Source organism: Sedimenticola selenatireducens, assembly GCF_963675335.2.
GTDB classification, from domain to species: Bacteria; Pseudomonadota; Gammaproteobacteria; order Chromatiales; family Chromatiaceae; genus Sedimenticola; species Sedimenticola selenatireducens.
In genome coordinates this window covers 20,535-39,416 of the sequence record NZ_CAXXYC010000003.1, presented here as the reverse complement: position 1 = coordinate 39,416, position 18,882 = coordinate 20,535, and the positions used below count along the sequence as shown (strand labels likewise).

Below are 18,882 nucleotides of genomic sequence, written 5' to 3'. Positions count from 1 at the left end.
TTACTCCAGCCCGTCCAGAATGGAATCGACCAGTTCAGGCGTCAGATTCTCGTAGTATTTGGTGCCGATCTGGAACATCGGGGCACCACCACAGGCTCCCAGGCACTCCACCTCTTTCAGGGTGAACCGTCCATCTTCCGTGGTCTGTCCCAGCGTGATACCGAGCCTCTTCTCCATGTGATCAACCAGCTTGTCGGAACCGTTGATCATGCAGGAGACATTGGTACAGACACAGACCTTGTGCTTGCCCACCTTCTTGTGCTCGTACATGGAGTAGAAAGTGGCCACTTCATAGACGGCGATAGGTGGCATGTCCAGATAGGCGGCCACCTTGTCCATCAGCTCCTGGGTGAGATACCCACCATTGTCATCCTGCACGATGCGCAACGCGGCCATTACCGCGGACTGCTGCCAACCTTCCGGGTACTTGGCAACCCAGGTATCGATCTCCGCCCGTATCTCCGCCGGGAACAGCTGCTCCTTGTTCTCAGACGGCTTGACCGTAGTCATTGGTGAATTCTTGAAACCCATCAGCGATCAATCTCCCCGAATACGACATCCATGGTGCCGATCACCGCCACCACGTCGGCCAGCATATGGCCTTTTACCATCTCATCCATTGCCGCCAGATGCGGAAAACCGGGAGCACGAATCTTCAATCGGAACGGTTTGTTGCTGCCATCGGAAACCACGTAGCAACCGAACTCGCCCTTGGGCGCCTCGACGGCGGCATAAGCCTCTCCGGCGGGTGGGCAGTAACCCTCGGTAAAGAGTTTGAAATGGTGAATCAGACTCTCCATATCACCCTTCATATAGTCACGGGCCGGCGGCGAGATCTTATGATCCTCGACAATCACCGGGCCTGGATTCTCACGCAACCACTGGACACACTGCTTGATAATGCGCGTGGACTGGCGCAACTCCTCGACCCGCACCAGGTAGCGGTCATAGCAGTCGCCATTCACGCCCACCGGGATATCGAAATCAACCTTGTCGTAGGCGGCGTAAGGCTGCTTTTTACGCAGATCCCAGGCCAACCCTGAACCACGCACCATCGGACCGCTGAATGAGAGCTGCTTGGCGCGCTCCGGCGTCACCACGCCGATACCGACCGTGCGCTGCTTCCAGATCCGATTGTCCGTCAGCAGGGTCTCATATTCGTCTACCAACCCTGGAAAACGGTTGGCAAAATCCTCAATGAAGTCGAGCAGCGACCCCTGACGGGTCTCATTCTTGCGCGCAATATCGGCATCACTGCGGAACTGATTGTTGGCATAGCGCGGCATCAGTTCCGGCAGATCACGATAAACCCCGCCTACCCGATAATAGGCGGCGTGCATGCGCGCGCCCGAGACCGCTTCGTAGCAGTCCATCAGATCCTCGCGCTCGCGAAAGGCATAGAGGAATACCGTCATGGCACCGACGTCCAGCGCATGCGTTCCCAGCCACATCAGGTGATTGAGAATCCGGGTGATCTCATCGAACATGGTGCGGATATATTTGGCCCGCATGGGGACCTGAACACCCAGCAGTTTCTCCACCGCCATGACATAGCCATGTTCACTACACATCATGGAGACGTAATCGAGCCGATCCATATAGGGAATCGTCTGATTAAAAGGCTTACTCTCGGCCAGCTTCTCGGTCGCTCGGTGCAACAACCCAATGTGCGGGTCGGCGCGCTCAATCACTTCGCCGTCCATCTCAAGAACCAGACGCAGCACACCATGCGCGGCCGGATGCTGGGGACCGAAGTTGAGGGTATAGTTACGAATCTCAGGCATCTGTAGAGTCCTGCTGTGCATTGGACACAAATCGGTTATCTTCGCGAATCACCTTCGGCACCAGCACACGGGGATCAAGAGAAACCGGCTCGTAGATCACCCTTCCATGTTCCGCGTCGTAGCGCATCTGGACATTGCCTTCGAGGGGGAAGTCCTTGCGAAATGGATGACCGACAAACCCATAGTCGGTCAGGATACGGCGCAGATCCGGATGACCGCTGAACATTATTCCGTACAGATCAAAGGCCTCACGCTCAAACCAGTCAGCCCCGCGCCAGATATCCACCACGGAATCGATGATCGGCTGGGTGGCATCGACAAAGGTTCTTAGTCTCAGGCGCTGATTGTGCGCCATCGACAGGAGATGATAGACCACAGCGAAGCGATCGTTTTCGCCGCGCGCGGATACATCAATAATATGTCGATCCACACCACGAGAGAATCCTGCCGCCGAGGCTTCCTGGGTCATCCATTCGGATTCACCATAACCGGCGTAATCAACACCGCAAGCATCGACCAGCTCTTCAAACAGAAAGGCCTCGTCATCACGGAGTTCCGTGGCGATGCTCAACAGATGCTCCCTGGGGATCACCATCGTGACTTCGCCCAAGGCAAAGGTCACCACGCAACCTTTTGATGCATAGCGTTCAACCAGATTGGCCTGCAGTGTCTCGTGGCGAAGCTGGGATTTCGTCTTGACAGTTTCGTTCATTAATCCGACTCACCTAGTCCTGACGCGCGATAGTGCTGGTACGTTTGATTTTTTCCTGCAACTGGATGATGCCGTAAAGGAGTGCCTCGGCAGTGGGCGGACAACCCGGTACGTAGACATCCACCGGCACCACACGATCACACCCGCGCACCACGGAGTATGAATAGTGATAGTAACCGCCACCATTGGCGCAGGAGCCCATGGAGATCACCCAGCGGGGTTCGGCCATCTGGTCATAGACTTTGCGCAGTGCCGGCGCCATCTTGTTGACCAATGTGCCCGCCACAATCATCACGTCGGACTGACGGGGACTGGGGCGAAAAATAATCCCAAACCGATCCATGTCATAGCGCGCTGCCGCTGCGTGCATCATCTCAACCGCGCAACAGGCGAGACCGAAGGTCATTGGCCAGAGGGAGCCGGTACGCGCCCAGTTGATCAACTTGTCGGCGCTTGTGGTGATGACACCCTTTTCAAGTATGCCTTCTACTCCCATTCCAGGGCCCCTTTCTTCCACTCATAAATAAACCCGACGACCAACACACCCAGAAAGACGGTCATGGCGACAAGTCCAACCATGCCGATTTTGTCCAGGACAATGGCCCAGGGAAACAGAAAAGCAATCTCGAGATCGAAAATAATGAACAGGATGGCGACCAGGTAATACCTGACATCGAATTTCATGCGGGCATCTTCAAATGCCTCAAAACCACACTCATAGGGAGACAGCTTTTCGCTATCGGGGCGTCTCGTGCCGAGCACAAAACCCAGTGCCACCATGACGACCCCGACAATCAGGCCGACACCGATAAACACCAGAACGGGAAGATAGTTCTCTAACATTTGCTCTCGTCCTTCTCACCGGGCGCTCATCAGCAGTGGCCCCAGCCATAAGTTTAACGGGGCGAAATGGTAGAGCAGCCGACTTGATCTGTCAAGCTTATGGAGATAATAAAAAACTTTATAATCAACCACTTATGATTGATTTTATTAACAAAAAACGGCACCACCCCAACGGGTGGTACCGTTCTTTCAATATGGTGCCGATGGCCGGATTTGAACCGGCACGGCTTGCGCCACTACCCCCTCAAGATAGCGTGTCTACCAATTTCACCACATCGGCATAGGGCCAGCTCCAGCCCATCTGAATCATTTCATTCTGTTACCTTCGGCTGCTCGCCGTTGTCTGTCGTTACAGACGGAACCACCGGCACTTCAACAGCGCCACCGGCCGTACCTGGAATTGCAGGGACTTCAGACATCGGCTCTGGCCTGGAAACCGGAATCTCCACCGCCGGGGTCGAATCTTCAATCATCAACCCAGGGCGCTCAACCGCCTGCATTGAGAACCAGCCCATACCCAGGCTGGTCAGGAAGAAAAGGGTTGCCAGCAGCGCCGTCGCCCGACTTAAAAAATTGGCTGAACCTGCAGCACCAAAAACCGTGCCTGATGAACCGGAGCCAAAAGCCGCGCCCGCATCAGCCCCCTTGCCGTGCTGCATCAGCACGAGACCAATGACACCAACCGCCAGGAAAAGATGGACTACGACCAGAATTGTTTGCATTCGGGCTTCCGTTGGATAGCTGAAAATTCAAAGCGCGCATTGTACATGATGCAGTTGCGAGAAAGAAGTCACATCGGCATCAAAAGTCTAAATTTCTGAGGTTTTTCCCGCAGACAATCCGGACAATCATCCTAAACAACAGGATGATGGCGCCGGATTTTACGGGTTATCAGTTGGCTGCCGTGCAGATTCCCAGAAAGTCGCCGGCATCAAGTGATGCTCCGCCAATCAGGCCGCCATCAATGTCCGGCTTGGCGATCAGTTCCTGGGCGTTACCGGGTTTCATACTGCCGCCGTAAAGGATACGCAAACCGTCCGCCACTCCCGCATCATGGCCGGCAACACGATTACGGATAAAGGCATGTACCTCCTGCGCCTGATCGGGTGTCGCTGTTTCACCGGTTCCAATAGCCCATACCGGCTCATAGGCCACCACACCATCCGCAAGGGCGGCAACCCCTTCCAGGTTGATCACCGCATCCAGTTGACGGGCGACAACCGACTCGGTAATTCCCTGCTCCCGCTCGGCAAGGGTTTCTCCCACGCACAGTATGGGAACCAGCCCTGCCGCACGGGCCGCGGCAAATTTTCGCGCCACCAGTTCATCACTCTCGGCATGGTAGGCACGCCGTTCGGAATGACCAACGATGACATATTTGCACCCAAAATCCTGCAGCATCGAGGTGGCGATCTCACCGGTATAGGCACCGGATGATTCTGCCGAAACATCCTGCGCACCCCAGGCAACGGCGGTGCCCTGCAACTGTTGCTGAACAGCCGGCAGATAGATGGCCGGTGCGCAAACCGCCACTTCGGCTCGTCGCACATCAGTCATGCCTGCCTTAATCCCCTGGAGCAACAGACCGATGCTCTCGAGGGAGCCATTCATTTTCCAGTTACCCGCAACGAGTGGTTGACGCATCGTTCTCTCCTGACTGCTTGTCTGTATCAGACCACCACCAATGATGGTTGTTAAATAATCGATTCAAAGGGAAAAAGTCTATCCACCAGCCCGGGTGAAATCAAATCAGGAAATGGTATAGCCGGGATCAATTATCCCTATGATAATTAACACCAAGCAGCACTATCGGGAATCAAACCCGCCAGCCATGGGCAGGAATGTTAGCGCTGCTTCAAATCGAAACCGTTCGCCTGCTGTTCGCCGCCGGCGCGCTCACAAGCAGATCCAGGGCATCAACTATCTGCTGTGACAGGTTCTGGACCTGCCCGTCATCCGGACCTTCCACCGTTACCCTGATCAGTGGCTCGGTGCCGGAAGGCCTCAGCAATACACGCCCTGACCCGGCAAGTGCGTCCTCGGCGGCGGCGACTGCCTGTTGCACCGACTCGGCAGCCATCAGTTCCGTAGCTGGCACGTTGCCCAGCTTTACATTCCGGGTGATCTGCGGAAACTTCCGGTAGCCGTCACGCAATTCATGCAGCTTCCGGCCGCTCTTGTTGATTTCCGCCAATACTTGCAGCGCAGAAATAATACCGTCACCGGTGGTGGTACGATCCAGACAGATAATGTGCCCGGACGGCTCTCCCCCCAGGGACCAGCGCTCCAACTGCAGCCGTTCCAGGATATAACGGTCCCCGACATCGGTGCGCACCAGTTCGATGCCGTGTTCATTCAAGGCATGCTCGAGTCCGAAGTTGGTCATTTTCGTCCCGACCACACCACCATTCAGGATACCCCGGCGCAACCGGGAACAGGCGATGATATAAAGAATGTCATCACCATCCAGTACAGATCCGTTAGCATCCACCATGATCAGGCGGTCACCATCACCATCCAGGGCAATCCCCAGATCAGCCTGCTGTTTCAGCACCTCTTTCTGCAGGGTTTCAATATGTGTTGAACCGACACCTGCATTAATATTCAGCCCGTCGGGTTCGGCGCCAATGGCAACGACCTCGGCACCCACCTCCCTGAAAACATGTGGCGCGATGTGATAAGTGGCTCCATGGGCACAGTCCACAACTATCTTCATCCCCTTAAAACTCATGGTCCAGGGGATAGTGCTTTTGCAAAACTCTATATATCGACCTGCGGCGTCACCAACCCGATACGCCTTGCCCAGCTGTTCGGATTCAACCGTGGTCATCGGTTTATCCAGTTCCCGCTCGATCGCAAGCTCTACCTCATCCGGCAGTTTCTTGCCTTCGCTGGAAAAGAACTTGATGCCGTTGTCACAATGGGGGTTGTGCGAGGCGCTGATAACAATTCCCGCCTGCGCATGCAGGGTACGGGTCAAATAGGCAATACCGGGAGTCGGCATGGGACCCAGCAGATGTATATCCACACCCGCGGCAACCAATCCGGCCTCCAGCGCCGACTCCAGCAGATAGCCGGAGATCCGGGTATCCTTACCGATCAGCACCTTGCTGCCCCTGCCGTTGCCCAGTACCCGCCCTGCGGCCCAACCGAGGCGCATAACGAATTCCGGCGTTATTTTTCCCTCGCCGACACGGCCGCGAATGCCATCGGTTCCAAAGTATTTCCGTTTCAAGGCGCTCCCCTCTATCCCGGCAATTCATCAAATAAAGTTAAAAACATGTTTGTCGGATTACGCTGCGCTAATCCGACCGATCCCGTAGAAGGCCCGCTCCGGGCCGAATCCTCGCGGCGAGGGTGCCGCTCCTACGCTTCTACCGAAATCACCGCGTGCGACATACGCACTGCATCGACTGTCGGTTTTACGTCATGCGTACGAATAATCGCCGCGCCCCGCTCCACGGCCATGACGGCACAGGCCAGCCCGCCAAACAGCCGCTGGTCCACAGGGGCATCATCGAGTACCGCGCCGATCATCGATTTTCTGGAAATGCCCACCAGCAGGGGGAGTTGCAACTCACTGAACCGCTCAAGATGACGCAAAAGCGTGAGATTGTGCAATAAGGATTTACCGAAACCAAAGCCAGGGTCGAGCAACAACCTGTTTCTGGCGATACCTTCCGCCAGACAGGCGTCGACTCGCGATCGCAGAAACGCCATCACCTCTGCCACCACATCCCGATACTGCGGATCATGCTGCATGGTACGGGGCAATCCTTGCATATGCATCAGACAGACCGGCACATCCAGTTCTCTCGCCACGGCCAGCGCGCCTTCGTCGCGCAACGCCATCACGTCATTGATCAATCCTGCGCCAGCCGCTACCGCGTGGCGCATCACTGCCGCCTTGCTGGTATCCACCGAGATTGGAACCGGTATTTCGGAGGCGATGGCCTCGATGACGGGAATAACCCGGTCCAGCTCCTCCTGCTCTGAAACCGCCTGGGCACCAGGGCGGGTGGACTCGCCCCCGATATCGAGAAAATCCGCACCCTCGTCCACCATGGTACGGGCGCGCGCCAAGGCAACATCACGGGAAATAAAATCACCCCCATCCGAAAAGGAATCGGGGGTGACATTGAGTATGCCCATGATCCGCGGGCGTTTAAGGTCGATGCGATTACCGGCGCAATCGATGATCGTCATAGCGAACGCTGGCCTGATCAGGCAATGGGTCAGTGCTGTCCGGCAGGACCGCCAATCCCATCGGGAGAATCACCCTTGGGCTTATCAACCACATCGGCTTTTAATCCATCGCCACCAGACTTGGAGGAGGTGTCGGAATCATCGGTCCAGTCCGCTGGAGGCTGTGGCCGTTTGCCGGACATGATGTCATTGATCTGGGCGCTATCGATGGTTTCATACTTCATCAACGCCTCAGCCATGATGTGGAGCTTGTCCATATTCTCCTCGATAATCCGTTTCGCCCTGGCATAATTGCGATCAATGAAGCTGTGCACCTCTTCGTCGATGGCGTGAGCCGTCTCATCGGAGACGTTTTTATGCTGGGTGACGGAGCGTCCCAGGAAAACCTCTTCCTCCTCCTCACCATACATCAGCGGCCCAAGCCGATCCGAGAGACCCCACTTGGTGACCATGCTGCGGGCAATGCTGGTGGCACGCTGGATGTCATTGGAGGCACCGGTGGTGACCATCTCCTTGCCAAACACCAGCTCCTCCGCCACACGGCCGCCAAACAGGCTGGATATCTGACTTTCCAGATGCTCCTTGCTGTGGCTGTAACGATCTTCTTCCGGCAGGAACATGGTGACGCCCAAGGCCCGGCCACGAGGGATGATGCTCACCTTGTACACCGGATCATGGGAAGGAACGATACGCCCCACAATGGCATGCCCCGCTTCGTGGTAGGCGGTAAGCCTCTTATCATCCTCACTCATCACCATGGACTTGCGCTCGGCGCCCATCATGATCTTGTCCTTGGCCCGCTCCATCTCGGCCATCTCCACCATACGCTTGTTGGCGCGGGCAGCGAACAGTGCCGCCTCGTTGACCAGATTGGCAAGATCGGCACCCGAGAAGCCCGGCGTACCGCGTGCGATCAGTGCCGGCTTCACATCATCCGAAGCGGCTACCTTGCGCAGGTGTACTTTAAGAATCTGTTCCCGTCCACGTACATCAGGAAGCGGCACCACCACCTGGCGGTCGAAACGACCCGGGCGCAGCAGTGCGGGATCCAGCACATCGGGACGGTTGGTCGCGGCAATTACAATCACGCCCTCGTTGCCTTCAAACCCGTCCATCTCCACCAGCAGCTGATTGAGTGTCTGCTCACGCTCATCGTGTCCACCACCAAGACCGGCGCCACGGTGGCGACCGACCGCATCGATCTCGTCGATAAAGATGATACAGGGGGCGTGCTTCTTCGCCTGCTCGAACATATCGCGCACACGGGAGGCACCGACACCAACGAACATCTCAACAAAATCGGAACCCGAGATGGTAAAAAACGGCACCTTCGCCTCGCCCGCAATGGCCTTGGCCAGCAGGGTCTTACCGGTACCGGGCGAGCCGACCATCAGCACACCCTTGGGGATCTTGCCGCCGAGTTTCTGGAATTTGGAAGGGTCACGCAGAAACTCGACCATTTCCGAGACCTCGTCCTTCGCCTCCTCAACACCCGCGACATCCGCAAAGGTGACCTTGACCTGATCTTCGCCCAGCATGCGTGCCTTGCTCTTACCGAAGGACATAGCCCCCCGACCGGCACCACCGCCCTGCATCTGGCGCATGAAGAAGATCCACAGGCCAATCAGGATAAACAGCGGGAACCAGTTGATCAGAATAGTCATCAGGATCGATGGTTTATCCGGCGGTGTGGCAACAATCTGGACATTATTGTTCAGCAGATCACCCACCAGCCCGTCATCACCCGGACTATAAGTCGAGAAAGTGGCACCGGAGGTCAGTGTACCCTTGATTTCGCGGCCATCGATATTCACCTTCTGGACCGCGCCGCTCTTTACCTGGGCAATAAAATCCGAATAGGACAGCGCATTCGTCTGCGAGGTCTGGGTGGAAAAATTGTTAAATACTGACATCAAAACGATCGCGATGATCACCCAGAGAATCAGATTCTTTGCCATATCATTCAAGGTCAAAACCCTCTACATAACTACCAATGCCGAGAAAATCCCCACACCACCCTCGGCGCTTTCCGGCCCCTTGCCTTATCGACCACTGGAACCGGCCATAATTCAACTGGTTATCACCAAATCGGACGATCTACAGTACTATACATTATAGCGGCTCGCCACCAAGTACACCTCCCGGCTCTGTGCTCGGGAAGCGGCGGGCTTGCGTGTTGTCACCTTGGAGAAGGTGCTTCGCAGATCCCTCACATACTGATCGAACCCCTCGCCCTGAAAAACCTTTACCACGAAACCACCTCCGGGACGCAACACTTCACGCGCATATTCCAGAGCCAGTTCACACAGATACATGGCGCGGGGCTGATCGACAGCGCTCATACCACTCACATTGGGGGCCATATCAGAGATTACAAGATCCACCGGTCGACCGGCCAACAACACCCGTAACTGCTCCACCGACGCATCCTCGCGGAAATCACCCTGAATAAAATCCACACCCGGCAGCGCATCCATCGGCAGTATATCCAGGGCAAACACCCGTCCCGAACCGCCAACCAGTTTGACCGCCGCCTGGGACCAGCCGCCCGGCGCCGCACCAAGATCCACGACCACTTGTCCTGGAGAAAACAGACGATCCTTTTCCTGCAATTCCAGCAATTTGAAGGCCGCACGGGAACGATACCCCTCAGCCTGAGCGCGTTTGACATATTCATCATTGAAGTGGCGGTCCAGCCACTGGTGACTGCTTTTGCTTTTTTTCATCTGACCCGCTTGATATCAGTATCGGGACTCTGCGGTGAGCCTATTTCCACAGCACCGTAAAAAAGACCCATTTATCATAATATAGAGTGTCGAGTTGCCTGTAACTACGTTAGAATGCGCGGCCTTTCAAAACAGACCGGAGTCCGTGATGCCTCTGACAAAAAAACAGATTCGCCAGCTGAAGAGCCTGGTTCATCACCTCAATCCCGTGGTGATCATCGGCCAGAACGGTCTGACCGAGGCAGTTTTTAATGAACTGGATGTCACCCTGAACACCCATGAACTGATTAAAGTGAGACTGAATGCGGGCGACCGGGAAGAGCGTCGGGAGATGATTGTCCAGATATGCGACCGCTGTAATGCCGAACTGGTTCAAACCATCGGGCATGTGGCGGCTTTCTTCAGACGTAACGCGGACAAACCGGTCATTTCCCTGGTCCGGGATTGAACACGGCGACGCCGCTCCCGGTCATCCATGGCCTCCGCGGCATAAGTCCATCCCTGGCCAAAACCGCTCCCGGTCATCCATGACCTCCGCGGCATAAGTCCATCCCTGGGCAAAACCAAAAGGGGGCTACCGCCCCCTCTGCCCAAACCACGCGAGCCCCAGCCCACTACTCGTAGCGAACGTCCAGTATCTCCATGTGGCGCAGGCCATTCGGGGTCTGGACAGCCGTTTCGTCACCAACCGACTTGCCAATCAGGGCACGGGCCATGGGGGAACTGACCGAAATCAGTCCCTGTTTGATATCCGCCTCGTCGTCGCCAACAATCTGGAAGGTGTGTTCGGCATCCTCTTCCTCTTCATATACGTCTACGGTGGCGCCAAAGATCACCCGGCCATCGGCATCGATACTCTTCACATCGATTATCTGGGCATGGGAGAGCTTGGACTCGATATCCTTAATCCTGCCCTCGATAAAACCCTGTTGTTCACGCGCCGCGTGATACTCCGCGTTCTCTTTCAGATCGCCATGCGCACGCGCCTCGGCGATCGCCTGGATCACCTTCGGACGCTCAACCTGCTTCAGCTGGGTCAGCTCGGCCCGAAGACTCTCCGCACCTCTGACTGTCAGGGGCACCTTGCTCATACTTTAAACCTCATCTTTGTTCACTATCCAGGCATCCAACCGGAAGCCATCATCCCAGGTCAATGCAGGTCCTGCAGGCGGTTGACATTGGTACTGTCCGCCTGTTTCAACGCCAGACAGATCGCCTCGCCACCGGACATGGTGGTGGTATAGGTCACCTTGTGCTGAAGGGCGGAGCGCCGTATAGCGGCCGAATCGGCAATGGCCTTTTTTCCTTCCGTGGTATTGATGATCAGACGGAATTCATCATTTTTGATCATATCCACGATATGCGGACGGCCTTCAGCGACCTTGTTCACCCGCTCGCATTCGATGCCGTGATCCATGATCACCTTGCAAGTGCCGCCGGTGGCATAGAGTTGGAAACCGATCTGACGCAGATCCCGCGCCACCGAGACGATACGTGCCTTGTCCTGCTCACGCACCGAAAGCAGAGCCCGGCCGGAGCGTGGTAGCAGATCGCCACCCCCCTCCATCGCCTTGGCGAAGGCCTCGCCAAAGGTAGCGCCAACCCCCATCACCTCACCGGTGGATTTCATCTCGGGCCCCAACAGGGTATCGACGCCGGGGAATTTGACAAACGGGAAAATGGCCTCTTTGACAAAATAGTTTTCCGGGATCACCTCTTTGGTGAAGCCCTGGTCCCTAAGTGAAACACCGGCCATACAACGGGCGGCAATCTTGGCCAACTGCACACCGGTCGCCTTGGAGACGAACGGCACCGTGCGCGAGGCGCGGGGATTTACCTCCAGCAGATAGATCTCGTTATCCTTGATGGCAAACTGGGTGTTCATCAGACCCACCACCTTAAGCTCCAGCGCCATCCGGCGGATCTGTTCACGCATCCGGTCCTGAATCTCGGCAGAGAGCGTGTAGGGCGGCAGCGAGCAGGCGGAATCACCGGAGTGAACACCGGCCTCCTCGATATGTTCCATGATGCCGCCGATCACCACGTCGGTACCATCGCAGATGGCGTCGATATCGACTTCAATCGCGTCATTCAGGAAGCGGTCGAGCAATACCGGTGAGTCATTGGAGACGCTGACCGCATCACGCATATAGCGCCGCAGGTCATCCTCGTCATGAACGATCTCCATGGCCCGTCCGCCCAGCACGTAGGAGGGACGCACCACCAGGGGATAACCCACCTCCTGCGCCAGCAACACCGCCTGCTCAGCCTCGGATGCGGTGCGGTTGGGCGGCTGCTTCAGGCCCAGCTTCTCCACCAGCTGCTGGAACCGCTCACGATCCTCGGCCAGGTCAATGGAGTCGGGTGAGGTACCGATAATGGACGCACCGGCCGCTTCCAGCGCCCGCGCCAGTTTGAGCGGGGTCTGCCCGCCATACTGCACAATTACACCCATCGGCTGCTCGACCTCGATCACCTCAAGCACATCCTCCAGGGTCAGGGGTTCGAAATAGAGCCGATCCGAGGTGTCGTAATCGGTCGATACCGTTTCGGGATTGCAATTGACCATGATGGTCTCATAACCATCTTCACGCATGGCGAAGGCGGCATGTACACAGCAGTAGTCGAACTCAATACCCTGACCGATCCGGTTCGGGCCACCCCCCAGTACCATGATCTTTTTCTTGTCGGTCGGCTGCGCCTCGCACTCCTCCTCATAGGTGGAGTACATGTAGGCGGTGCTGGTGGAGAACTCGGCGGCACAAGTGTCGACCCGCTTGAATACCGGGCGCACCCCGGCCTGCCAGCGTGCCTCACGGATTCGATCCTGTTTGACATCAACCAGTTTGGCCAGACGCTCGTCGGAGAAGCCCTTGCGTTTGAGATAACGCAACCGATAGCCGTCCAGCGCGGACATGCCGCCAGCGCGCACATCGGCCTCGATCTGCACCAGTTCCTCGATCTGCACCAGGAACCAGGGATCGATTTTGGTTACTTCAAAAATATCATCCCGCGACATGCCGGAACGGAACGCGTCCGCCACATACCAGAGCCGCTCTGCGCCCGGTTCACGCAGCTCATGACGCAGTGTGGTCTTGAGCTCTTCGGAATCCAGATCAACCACCTCATCCAGGCCGCTCTTGCCGGTCTCCAGGCCGCGCAGCGCCTTCTGCAGCGACTCCTGGAAGGTGCGACCGATGGCCATCACCTCACCCACCGATTTCATCTGGGTGGTCAGGCGGTCCGGCGCGGCCGGGAACTTCTCAAAGGCGAAACGGGGAATCTTGGTGACCACATAGTCGATGGATGGCTCGAATGACGCCGGGGTGGCACCGCCGGTGATTTCATTGCGAAGTTCATCCAGGGTATAGCCAACCGCGAGCTTGGCGGCGATCTTGGCAATCGGGAAACCGGTCGCCTTGGAGGCCAGGGCAGAAGAGCGGGAGACCCGGGGATTCATCTCGATGATGATCATACGCCCGTCTTGCGGATTGATGGCGAACTGCACGTTGGAGCCACCGGTATCCACACCGATCTCGCGCAACACCGCCAGCGAGGCGTTACGCATGATCTGGTACTCTTTGTCGGTCAGGGTCTGGGCCGGCGCCACGGTGATGGAATCGCCGGTATGTACCCCCATCGGGTCGAGGTTCTCGATGGAGCAGATGATGATGCAGTTGTCCTTGTGGTCCCGCACCACTTCCATCTCGTACTCTTTCCAGCCCAGCGCCGACTCCTCGATCAGCAGCTCATGGGTAGGTGAGAGGTCTAGCCCACGCTCGCAGATTTCAACAAACTCTTCCCGGTTGTAGGCGATACCACCACCGGAGCCGCCCATGGTAAAGGAGGGGCGGATGATGGTCGGAAAGCCGATTTGCGCCTGCACCTGCAGTGCCTCTTCCATACTGTGGGCCACCGCTGCCCGGGGCATGTCCAGACCGATTTTCTGCATCGCCTGGCGGAACAGGTCACGGTCCTCCGCCTTGTCGATCGCCTCGCGCGAGGCGCCGACCATCTCGACCCCGTACTTCTCCAGCACCCCTTCGCGCACCAGATCCAATGCGCAGTTCAGTGCCGTTTGTCCGCCCATGGTGGGCAGCAGCACATCGGGGCGCTCCTTCTCGATGATCCGTGCGACCGTGCGCCAGGTGATCGGTTCGATATAGACCGCATCCGCACTATCGGGGTCGGTCATGATGGTGGCCGGGTTGGAGTTAACCAGGATCACCCGATAGCCCTCTTCCCGCAGCGCCTTGCAGGCCTGGGCCCCGGAGTAGTCAAACTCGCACGCCTGGCCGATCACGATCGGGCCGGCACCGATAATCAGTACGCTTTCAATGTCTGTTCTTTTTGGCATTGGTTGCTTTTAAATCCGCAGTAAATGGCTTGTTTCAGTTATCGTCTAACCCGCTCTATTCCGCGGCTTGCATTAACTCGATAAAGTGGTCGAACACCGGCGCCACGTCATGGGGTCCCGGGCTCGCTTCCGGGTGACCCTGGAAGCCGAAGGCCGGTCGGTCGGTACGATGAATCCCCTGCAGGGAATCATCGAACAGGGAGCGGTAGGTCGCCTCCAGATTGGCCGGCAGGCTCTGTTCATCCACCGCGAACCCGTGGTTCTGGCTGGAGATCATCACCACCTTGTCCTGCAGGTTCTGCACCGGATGGTTGGCGCCGTGATGGCCGAATTTCATCTTGACGGTCTTGGCGCCACTGGCCAGGGCCAGCAGCTGATGTCCAAGGCAGATGCCGAATACGGGGATTCCGGTATCCACAATGGTCTTGATCGCTTCGATAGCGTAGTCGCAGGGCTCCGGATCGCCCGGGCCATTGGACAGGAACACCCCGTTCGGCCGCAGCTCCAGCACCTTGTCCGCCGGTGTCTGGGCCGGCACCACCGTCACCCGGCAGCCACGATCCACCAGCATGCGCAGTATGTTGCGTTTGATGCCGTAATCGTAGGCGACCACATGGGTCGGCAGGCTCTCTTCAATATGCCCCGGAGACTCCGGCAAGCCGCCTTCCAGGCTCCAGGTGCCTTGTGCCCACTCATAGGGTGTATGGGTAGTCACCTCTTTCGCCAGGTCCATGCCCTTCAGTCCAGGGAACGACCGGGCCGCATCCAGAGCGGCCGCTTCATTCGGTTGATCGCCAGCCATGATGCAGCCTGACTGGGCGCCTTTTTCACGCAGGATCCGGGTCAGCTTGCGGGTATCGATGCCGGCAATCGCCACCACACCGTTTTCCCTGAGGTACTGATCCAGGGTCCGCTGGCTGCGCCAGTTGCTGGCCAGCAGCGGCAGATCACGGATGATCAGTCCTGCGGCGTAGATATCACCGGACTCTTCATCCTCGTCGTTGGTACCGGTGTTGCCGATATGGGGGTAAGTCAGGGTGACGATCTGCCTGCAGTAGGAGGGATCGGTGAGGATCTCCTGATAGCCGGTTATGGCGGTATTGAAAACCACCTCGCCGATTGTCTGACCATCGGCACCGATGGATTCACCACGGAAGACCGTTCCATCTTCCAAGACCAATATTGCGGGCTTACTCAAGAAACCAGTCCCCTTCAGGCATGCCAAACGGGACAGTCTCAAGGGAGCCATCCCGAACAGATTAGGATTTTCTGGGAGCGACTGTACTGAACCGTAAAGCCGCCGACCGGGTGAATTCTACTTGAATCCGGGTGCCCATGTCCATGCGACACCTGGCAAAAATCACAGCTGTTTTGTCGTCCAGGAAACCAGGCCCGACGCATCCATCGCCCCTGAAACCCGGGCGATTTCCGATCCACCCCGGAACAGGATCAGGGTGGGAATGCTGCGGATGGCAAATCTGGCCGCCACCGACTGCTGTTCTTCGGTATTGATCTTGATGAGTTGCACCCGCGGCTCCAGCCGGGCAGCCGCCTGTTCGAAGGCCGGGGCCATCATTTTGCAGGGACCACACCAGGGGGCCCAGAAATCGACCAGCAGCGGCAGATCACTGCGACTGACAAAGCGCTCAAAACCGGCGCCATCCAGGGCAATCGGCTTGGCGCTGAACAGTGGCTTGTGACACTTTCCACACTTCGGATCCTCACCGATGCGCTGATCAGGAACCCGATTCACTCCATAACAATGGGGACACAGGATATTTGACATCACACTCCTCCACTTATACATCGAAAACCTACATGTGCCTGGGATTCAGTTGGGTGCTGATAAATCAGTTTTCAAGTATTTACCAATATACCAACAAACCTTCACCCCTTGCCCTGCCAGGGACAAGCAGAGTATTGTCAGCGCAGTCAGGTGTCGCTGCAGTCCTATGAACAAAAGAAACAACCACATCACGCTCCCCTACCTCGGATACGGTTTGCGTCTGCGCACCGAATATCTGGAAACCATTCTTCGCGACCAACCGGAGCTGGACTGCATCGAGGTCATTAGCGAAAACTACCTGGGTGCCGATGAGTCAATGCTACGGCAACTGGATGCACTGAGAGCGCGATACCCCCTCATGCTGCATGGCCTCAGCTTGTCTATCGGCAGCCCGTGGCCACTGGACCAGAGCTATCTGGAAGAGCTGAAAAAATTGACCGACCGGGTCGAGCCGACCTGGATTTCCGACCACCTCTGCTGGAAGGGGGCGGATGATGAACAGGGCCAACTTCTGCCGCTGCCCTATACGGAAGAGACACTGGAGCATGTGGTTTCGCGCATCGACCAGGTGCAGTCATTCCTCGGCCGACAGATACTACTGGAAAACGTACCACTGGATCAGGAGGATCATCAGGCGATACCGGAGGCCGAGTTCATTCGTGAGGTGGCCGAGCTCTCTGACTCCCTGGTCCTGATCGATGTTGGCAATCTGCTCACCAGCAGCCTGAACCAGGGGTTCAGTGCCTCGGACTATATCAATCAGCTACCCAGGGAACGGGTGCAGCAGGTTCATCTGCCGGACATCAGCTTCCAGCCCGCCACGGATGACGCATGCGAAGCGCCCCCGCACATTATCGATCCGATCTGGCAACTCCATACCGAAATGCTGGACCGTTTTGGTCGTATTACCACGATCATTGAGCGAGAGGACACCATTCCGACCCTGTCGGGGATGCTCTGTGACATACGCAAAGTGCGCAAGGCTGTCGATCGCCACCTGGAGGAAGACTAATCCACACCCGGCGGTGCCAGCTCCAGCACCTCGACCAGATCGCCACTAATACGCCAGCGCAAGTCAAAGTCATACAAGCGGATGCCGTAGATCCGGTCCGGCTGCGAGTCGCCGGAGTAGGCCGGGCGCGGATCAACTTCCAGTACACGGGTAATAAACCGGCGTAGCTGATCCGGTTCGCAACGAGACAGCAGTTGCGCTTCTGCCAGATCCGAAAACAGCACCTGGAACCGGACTGCGGGCGCCTCCGGCGCAAACCCGGAACGGGCTTCCGGAATACTGTCCACGTACCCCACATAAGGCTTTACATCCAACACCGGGGTGCCATCCAACAGATCAATCCCTGACAGCTCCAGCACGACCTCCCCGTCGCCCGCTCGCACCTGCTCAAGCTTCACCACCGAGAGACCGATCGGATTGGGCCTGAAAGGCGACCGACTGGCAAACACCCCCACCCTTTTGTTACCACCCAGCCGAGGGGGGCGCACCATCGGCTGCCAGTCGTCCCGCAGCGCCTGATGAAACACAAACTGCAACCAGACATGGGAATACCCCTCCAGACCGATCACCGCCTCCGGTCGGTTATAGGGTGCAGCGAACACCAGCTCGCCCCTGGCTTCGGCAATCAATCCCGGCTGACGCGGGATACCGAACTTCTCCTTGTAGGGGGAACGGATGAAACCGATGGGTTCGAATGTATAGTTCATTACTGACAGAGGCACCAAAAATATAGCCGACTCTTGACTGCAACGAGCACAGGCCTGCTCATCAAAAGGACAACCCACGACCGCGACTGTAAATTAATCTGACAGCAGCGCCAGCTGTTGGAAGAATCGAAGCGTAACAAATTAACCCGACACCACCTATTTTCTCAGGCTATTTCCTATAGCCTGAGAATGCAAACCCACAACAAAAACCCCGCTCAATGGCGGGGTCAGATCTCGATACAAGGATATGAATCAAGCCAATTTTAACTTCCGGCTAAACCCGATACCGACTAGACCGAGTCCCATAAGGGCAAGTGGCGCCGGAGTCGGAACCGATGTTTCAACCTGCGGCACAACAAAACCCATCTGGTAAAAACTACCGAAGCAGTTTCCGCATGAAAGCAAGGTGGTTCCGTCAACTATCAGCGTGGCGTGCCCCCCGGCATCCAAACCGTCGCCCCAGGTATCTCTGAGGATCAACGAATAGTCCCCGGGGGTGAGATCCCAATTGAAGGTGTAGTTCGTATAGCTGGACATGGAGCCGACACCGGCCGAGAAGGAGCCGCCAGTATCCTGGGTAATAGACCAGGATGACTCATAGCCAAATCCGCCCGCATTTATCTCCCAAAATACCGGAGTGGCATAACTGATTGTCGGAGCGGCAATAAACATAAGTGTGATGTAAAAGATTATTTTTTTCATGACTTTACTACTCTGCAGATAACAATTTATCGAATATCAATTATATT

19 protein-coding genes and 1 tRNA gene are annotated in these 18,882 nt (G+C 56.7%); 2 read left to right on the top strand and 18 right to left on the bottom strand.

Features of this window, described 5'->3' with window-relative positions; genetic code table 11:
- From ACHZBF_RS03820 to rlmE, 12 genes are all read right to left on the bottom strand, one after another.
- The gene (locus tag ACHZBF_RS03820) at positions 1–531 is read right to left on the bottom strand and encodes an NADH-quinone oxidoreductase subunit NuoE family protein (RefSeq protein WP_029135001.1); all 531 of its coding nucleotides are present in this window, start codon (positions 529–531) and stop codon (positions 1–3) included.
- A complete protein-coding gene (locus ACHZBF_RS03815; protein ID WP_321527729.1) occupies positions 531–1,784 on the bottom strand; it encodes an NADH-quinone oxidoreductase subunit D in 1,254 nt (417 codons plus the stop codon). Before ACHZBF_RS03815 ends, ACHZBF_RS03820 begins: the two co-directional genes overlap by 1 nt.
- Positions 1,777–2,496, bottom strand: coding sequence for an NADH-quinone oxidoreductase subunit C (locus ACHZBF_RS03810; protein WP_029134999.1), 720 nt, complete (start codon positions 2,494–2,496; stop codon positions 1,777–1,779). Before ACHZBF_RS03810 ends, ACHZBF_RS03815 begins: the two co-directional genes overlap by 8 nt.
- A 13-nt stretch (positions 2,497–2,509) precedes the next feature.
- On the bottom strand, positions 2,510–2,992 hold the full coding sequence (locus tag ACHZBF_RS03805; RefSeq protein ID WP_029134998.1) for a NuoB/complex I 20 kDa subunit family protein: 483 nt from the start codon (positions 2,990–2,992) through the stop codon (positions 2,510–2,512).
- Positions 2,983–3,339, bottom strand: a complete 357-nt coding sequence (locus ACHZBF_RS03800; RefSeq protein WP_029134997.1) for an NADH-quinone oxidoreductase subunit A — start codon at positions 3,337–3,339, stop codon at positions 2,983–2,985. The genes ACHZBF_RS03805 and ACHZBF_RS03800 overlap by 10 nt, the downstream gene beginning before the upstream one ends.
- A gap of 195 nt (positions 3,340–3,534) precedes the next feature.
- Positions 3,535–3,619: transfer RNA gene (locus ACHZBF_RS03795), tRNA-Leu, on the bottom strand.
- Positions 3,620–3,650: 31 nt separating this feature from the next.
- Positions 3,651–4,061, bottom strand: coding sequence for a preprotein translocase subunit SecG (secG, locus tag ACHZBF_RS03790; protein ID WP_029134996.1), 411 nt, complete (start codon positions 4,059–4,061; stop codon positions 3,651–3,653).
- Positions 4,062–4,230: 169 nt separating this feature from the next.
- Positions 4,231–4,983 (bottom strand): triose-phosphate isomerase, encoded by a 753-nt coding sequence (gene tpiA, locus ACHZBF_RS03785; RefSeq protein ID WP_321527728.1) that lies wholly within the window; start codon positions 4,981–4,983, stop codon positions 4,231–4,233.
- Between the two features lie 211 nt (positions 4,984–5,194).
- The gene (gene glmM, locus ACHZBF_RS03780) at positions 5,195–6,574 is read right to left on the bottom strand and encodes a phosphoglucosamine mutase (RefSeq protein ID WP_321527727.1); all 1,380 of its coding nucleotides are present in this window, start codon (positions 6,572–6,574) and stop codon (positions 5,195–5,197) included.
- Between the two features lie 131 nt (positions 6,575–6,705).
- Positions 6,706–7,545, bottom strand: coding sequence for a dihydropteroate synthase (gene folP / locus ACHZBF_RS03775; RefSeq protein WP_321527726.1), 840 nt, complete (start codon positions 7,543–7,545; stop codon positions 6,706–6,708).
- 29 nt (positions 7,546–7,574) lie between these two features.
- The gene (ftsH, locus tag ACHZBF_RS03770; protein ID WP_211245108.1) at positions 7,575–9,503 is read right to left on the bottom strand and encodes an ATP-dependent zinc metalloprotease FtsH; all 1,929 of its coding nucleotides are present in this window, start codon (positions 9,501–9,503) and stop codon (positions 7,575–7,577) included.
- Between the two features lie 147 nt (positions 9,504–9,650).
- Positions 9,651–10,271, bottom strand: a complete 621-nt coding sequence (gene rlmE / locus ACHZBF_RS03765) for a 23S rRNA (uridine(2552)-2'-O)-methyltransferase RlmE (protein WP_029134992.1) — start codon at positions 10,269–10,271, stop codon at positions 9,651–9,653.
- Between the two features lie 148 nt (positions 10,272–10,419).
- Between rlmE and yhbY the strand changes: the two genes are divergently transcribed.
- On the top strand, positions 10,420–10,719 hold the full coding sequence (gene yhbY / locus ACHZBF_RS03760) for a ribosome assembly RNA-binding protein YhbY (RefSeq protein WP_029134991.1): 300 nt from the start codon (positions 10,420–10,422) through the stop codon (positions 10,717–10,719).
- 166 nt (positions 10,720–10,885) lie between these two features.
- Here the strand turns inward: yhbY and greA are convergent, their stop codons facing one another.
- From greA to trxC, 4 genes are all read right to left on the bottom strand, one after another.
- Complete coding sequence (greA, locus tag ACHZBF_RS03755) at positions 10,886–11,362, bottom strand: transcription elongation factor GreA (RefSeq protein ID WP_029134990.1); 477 nt, start codon at positions 11,360–11,362, stop codon at positions 10,886–10,888.
- 59 nt (positions 11,363–11,421) lie between these two features.
- The gene (gene carB, locus ACHZBF_RS03750; RefSeq protein ID WP_321527725.1) at positions 11,422–14,628 is read right to left on the bottom strand and encodes a carbamoyl-phosphate synthase large subunit; all 3,207 of its coding nucleotides are present in this window, start codon (positions 14,626–14,628) and stop codon (positions 11,422–11,424) included.
- A 55-nt stretch (positions 14,629–14,683) separates the two neighbouring features.
- A complete protein-coding gene (gene carA, locus ACHZBF_RS03745) occupies positions 14,684–15,826 on the bottom strand; it encodes a glutamine-hydrolyzing carbamoyl-phosphate synthase small subunit (protein WP_273441097.1) in 1,143 nt (380 codons plus the stop codon).
- Positions 15,827–15,988: 162 nt separating this feature from the next.
- The gene (gene trxC, locus ACHZBF_RS03740; protein WP_029134987.1) at positions 15,989–16,414 is read right to left on the bottom strand and encodes a thioredoxin TrxC; all 426 of its coding nucleotides are present in this window, start codon (positions 16,412–16,414) and stop codon (positions 15,989–15,991) included.
- A 166-nt stretch (positions 16,415–16,580) separates the two neighbouring features.
- On the opposite strand from trxC, the gene ACHZBF_RS03735 reads away from it, so the two are divergent.
- Entirely contained in the window at positions 16,581–17,426 is an 846-nt protein-coding gene (locus tag ACHZBF_RS03735; protein ID WP_321527724.1) for an MbnB/TglH/ChrH family RiPP precursor modification enzyme, read from the top strand.
- Here ACHZBF_RS03735 and tsaA read toward each other — a convergent pair.
- Complete coding sequence (gene tsaA, locus ACHZBF_RS03730; RefSeq protein WP_321527723.1) at positions 17,423–18,133, bottom strand: tRNA (N6-threonylcarbamoyladenosine(37)-N6)-methyltransferase TrmO; 711 nt, start codon at positions 18,131–18,133, stop codon at positions 17,423–17,425. The genes ACHZBF_RS03735 and tsaA overlap by 4 nt on opposite strands.
- 252 nt (positions 18,134–18,385) lie before the next feature.
- Complete coding sequence (locus ACHZBF_RS03725; RefSeq protein ID WP_321527722.1) at positions 18,386–18,835, bottom strand: PEP-CTERM sorting domain-containing protein; 450 nt, start codon at positions 18,833–18,835, stop codon at positions 18,386–18,388.
- Positions 18,836–18,882 lie beyond the last annotated feature (47 nt).

Excerpts from the sequence above, each read along its gene's own strand:
- tpiA (WP_321527728.1), bottom strand. The coding sequence starts at position 4,983 with ATGCGTCAACCACTCGTTGCGGGTAACTGGAAAATGAATGGCTCCCTC.
- greA (WP_029134990.1), bottom strand. The coding sequence starts at position 11,362 with ATGAGCAAGGTGCCCCTGACAGTCAGAGGTGCGGAGAGTCTTCGGGCC.
- ACHZBF_RS03810 (WP_029134999.1), bottom strand. The coding sequence starts at position 2,496 with ATGAACGAAACTGTCAAGACGAAATCCCAGCTTCGCCACGAGACACTG.
- ACHZBF_RS03820 (WP_029135001.1), bottom strand. The coding sequence starts at position 531 with ATGGGTTTCAAGAATTCACCAATGACTACGGTCAAGCCGTCTGAGAAC.
- ACHZBF_RS03735 (WP_321527724.1), top strand. The coding sequence starts at position 16,581 with ATGAACAAAAGAAACAACCACATCACGCTCCCCTACCTCGGATACGGT.
- ACHZBF_RS03800 (WP_029134997.1), bottom strand. The coding sequence starts at position 3,339 with ATGTTAGAGAACTATCTTCCCGTTCTGGTGTTTATCGGTGTCGGCCTG.
- carB (WP_321527725.1), bottom strand. The coding sequence starts at position 14,628 with ATGCCAAAAAGAACAGACATTGAAAGCGTACTGATTATCGGTGCCGGC.
- ACHZBF_RS03805 (WP_029134998.1), bottom strand. The coding sequence starts at position 2,992 with ATGGGAGTAGAAGGCATACTTGAAAAGGGTGTCATCACCACAAGCGCC.
- ACHZBF_RS03815 (WP_321527729.1), bottom strand. The coding sequence starts at position 1,784 with ATGCCTGAGATTCGTAACTATACCCTCAACTTCGGTCCCCAGCATCCG.
- ACHZBF_RS03725 (WP_321527722.1), bottom strand. The coding sequence starts at position 18,835 with ATGAAAAAAATAATCTTTTACATCACACTTATGTTTATTGCCGCTCCG.
- tsaA (WP_321527723.1), bottom strand. The coding sequence starts at position 18,133 with ATGAACTATACATTCGAACCCATCGGTTTCATCCGTTCCCCCTACAAG.
- secG (WP_029134996.1), bottom strand. The coding sequence starts at position 4,061 with ATGCAAACAATTCTGGTCGTAGTCCATCTTTTCCTGGCGGTTGGTGTC.
- rlmE (WP_029134992.1), bottom strand. The coding sequence starts at position 10,271 with ATGAAAAAAAGCAAAAGCAGTCACCAGTGGCTGGACCGCCACTTCAAT.
- folP (WP_321527726.1), bottom strand. The coding sequence starts at position 7,545 with ATGACGATCATCGATTGCGCCGGTAATCGCATCGACCTTAAACGCCCG.
- trxC (WP_029134987.1), bottom strand. The coding sequence starts at position 16,414 with ATGTCAAATATCCTGTGTCCCCATTGTTATGGAGTGAATCGGGTTCCT.
- ftsH (WP_211245108.1), bottom strand. The coding sequence starts at position 9,503 with ATGGCAAAGAATCTGATTCTCTGGGTGATCATCGCGATCGTTTTGATG.
- yhbY (WP_029134991.1), top strand. The coding sequence starts at position 10,420 with ATGCCTCTGACAAAAAAACAGATTCGCCAGCTGAAGAGCCTGGTTCAT.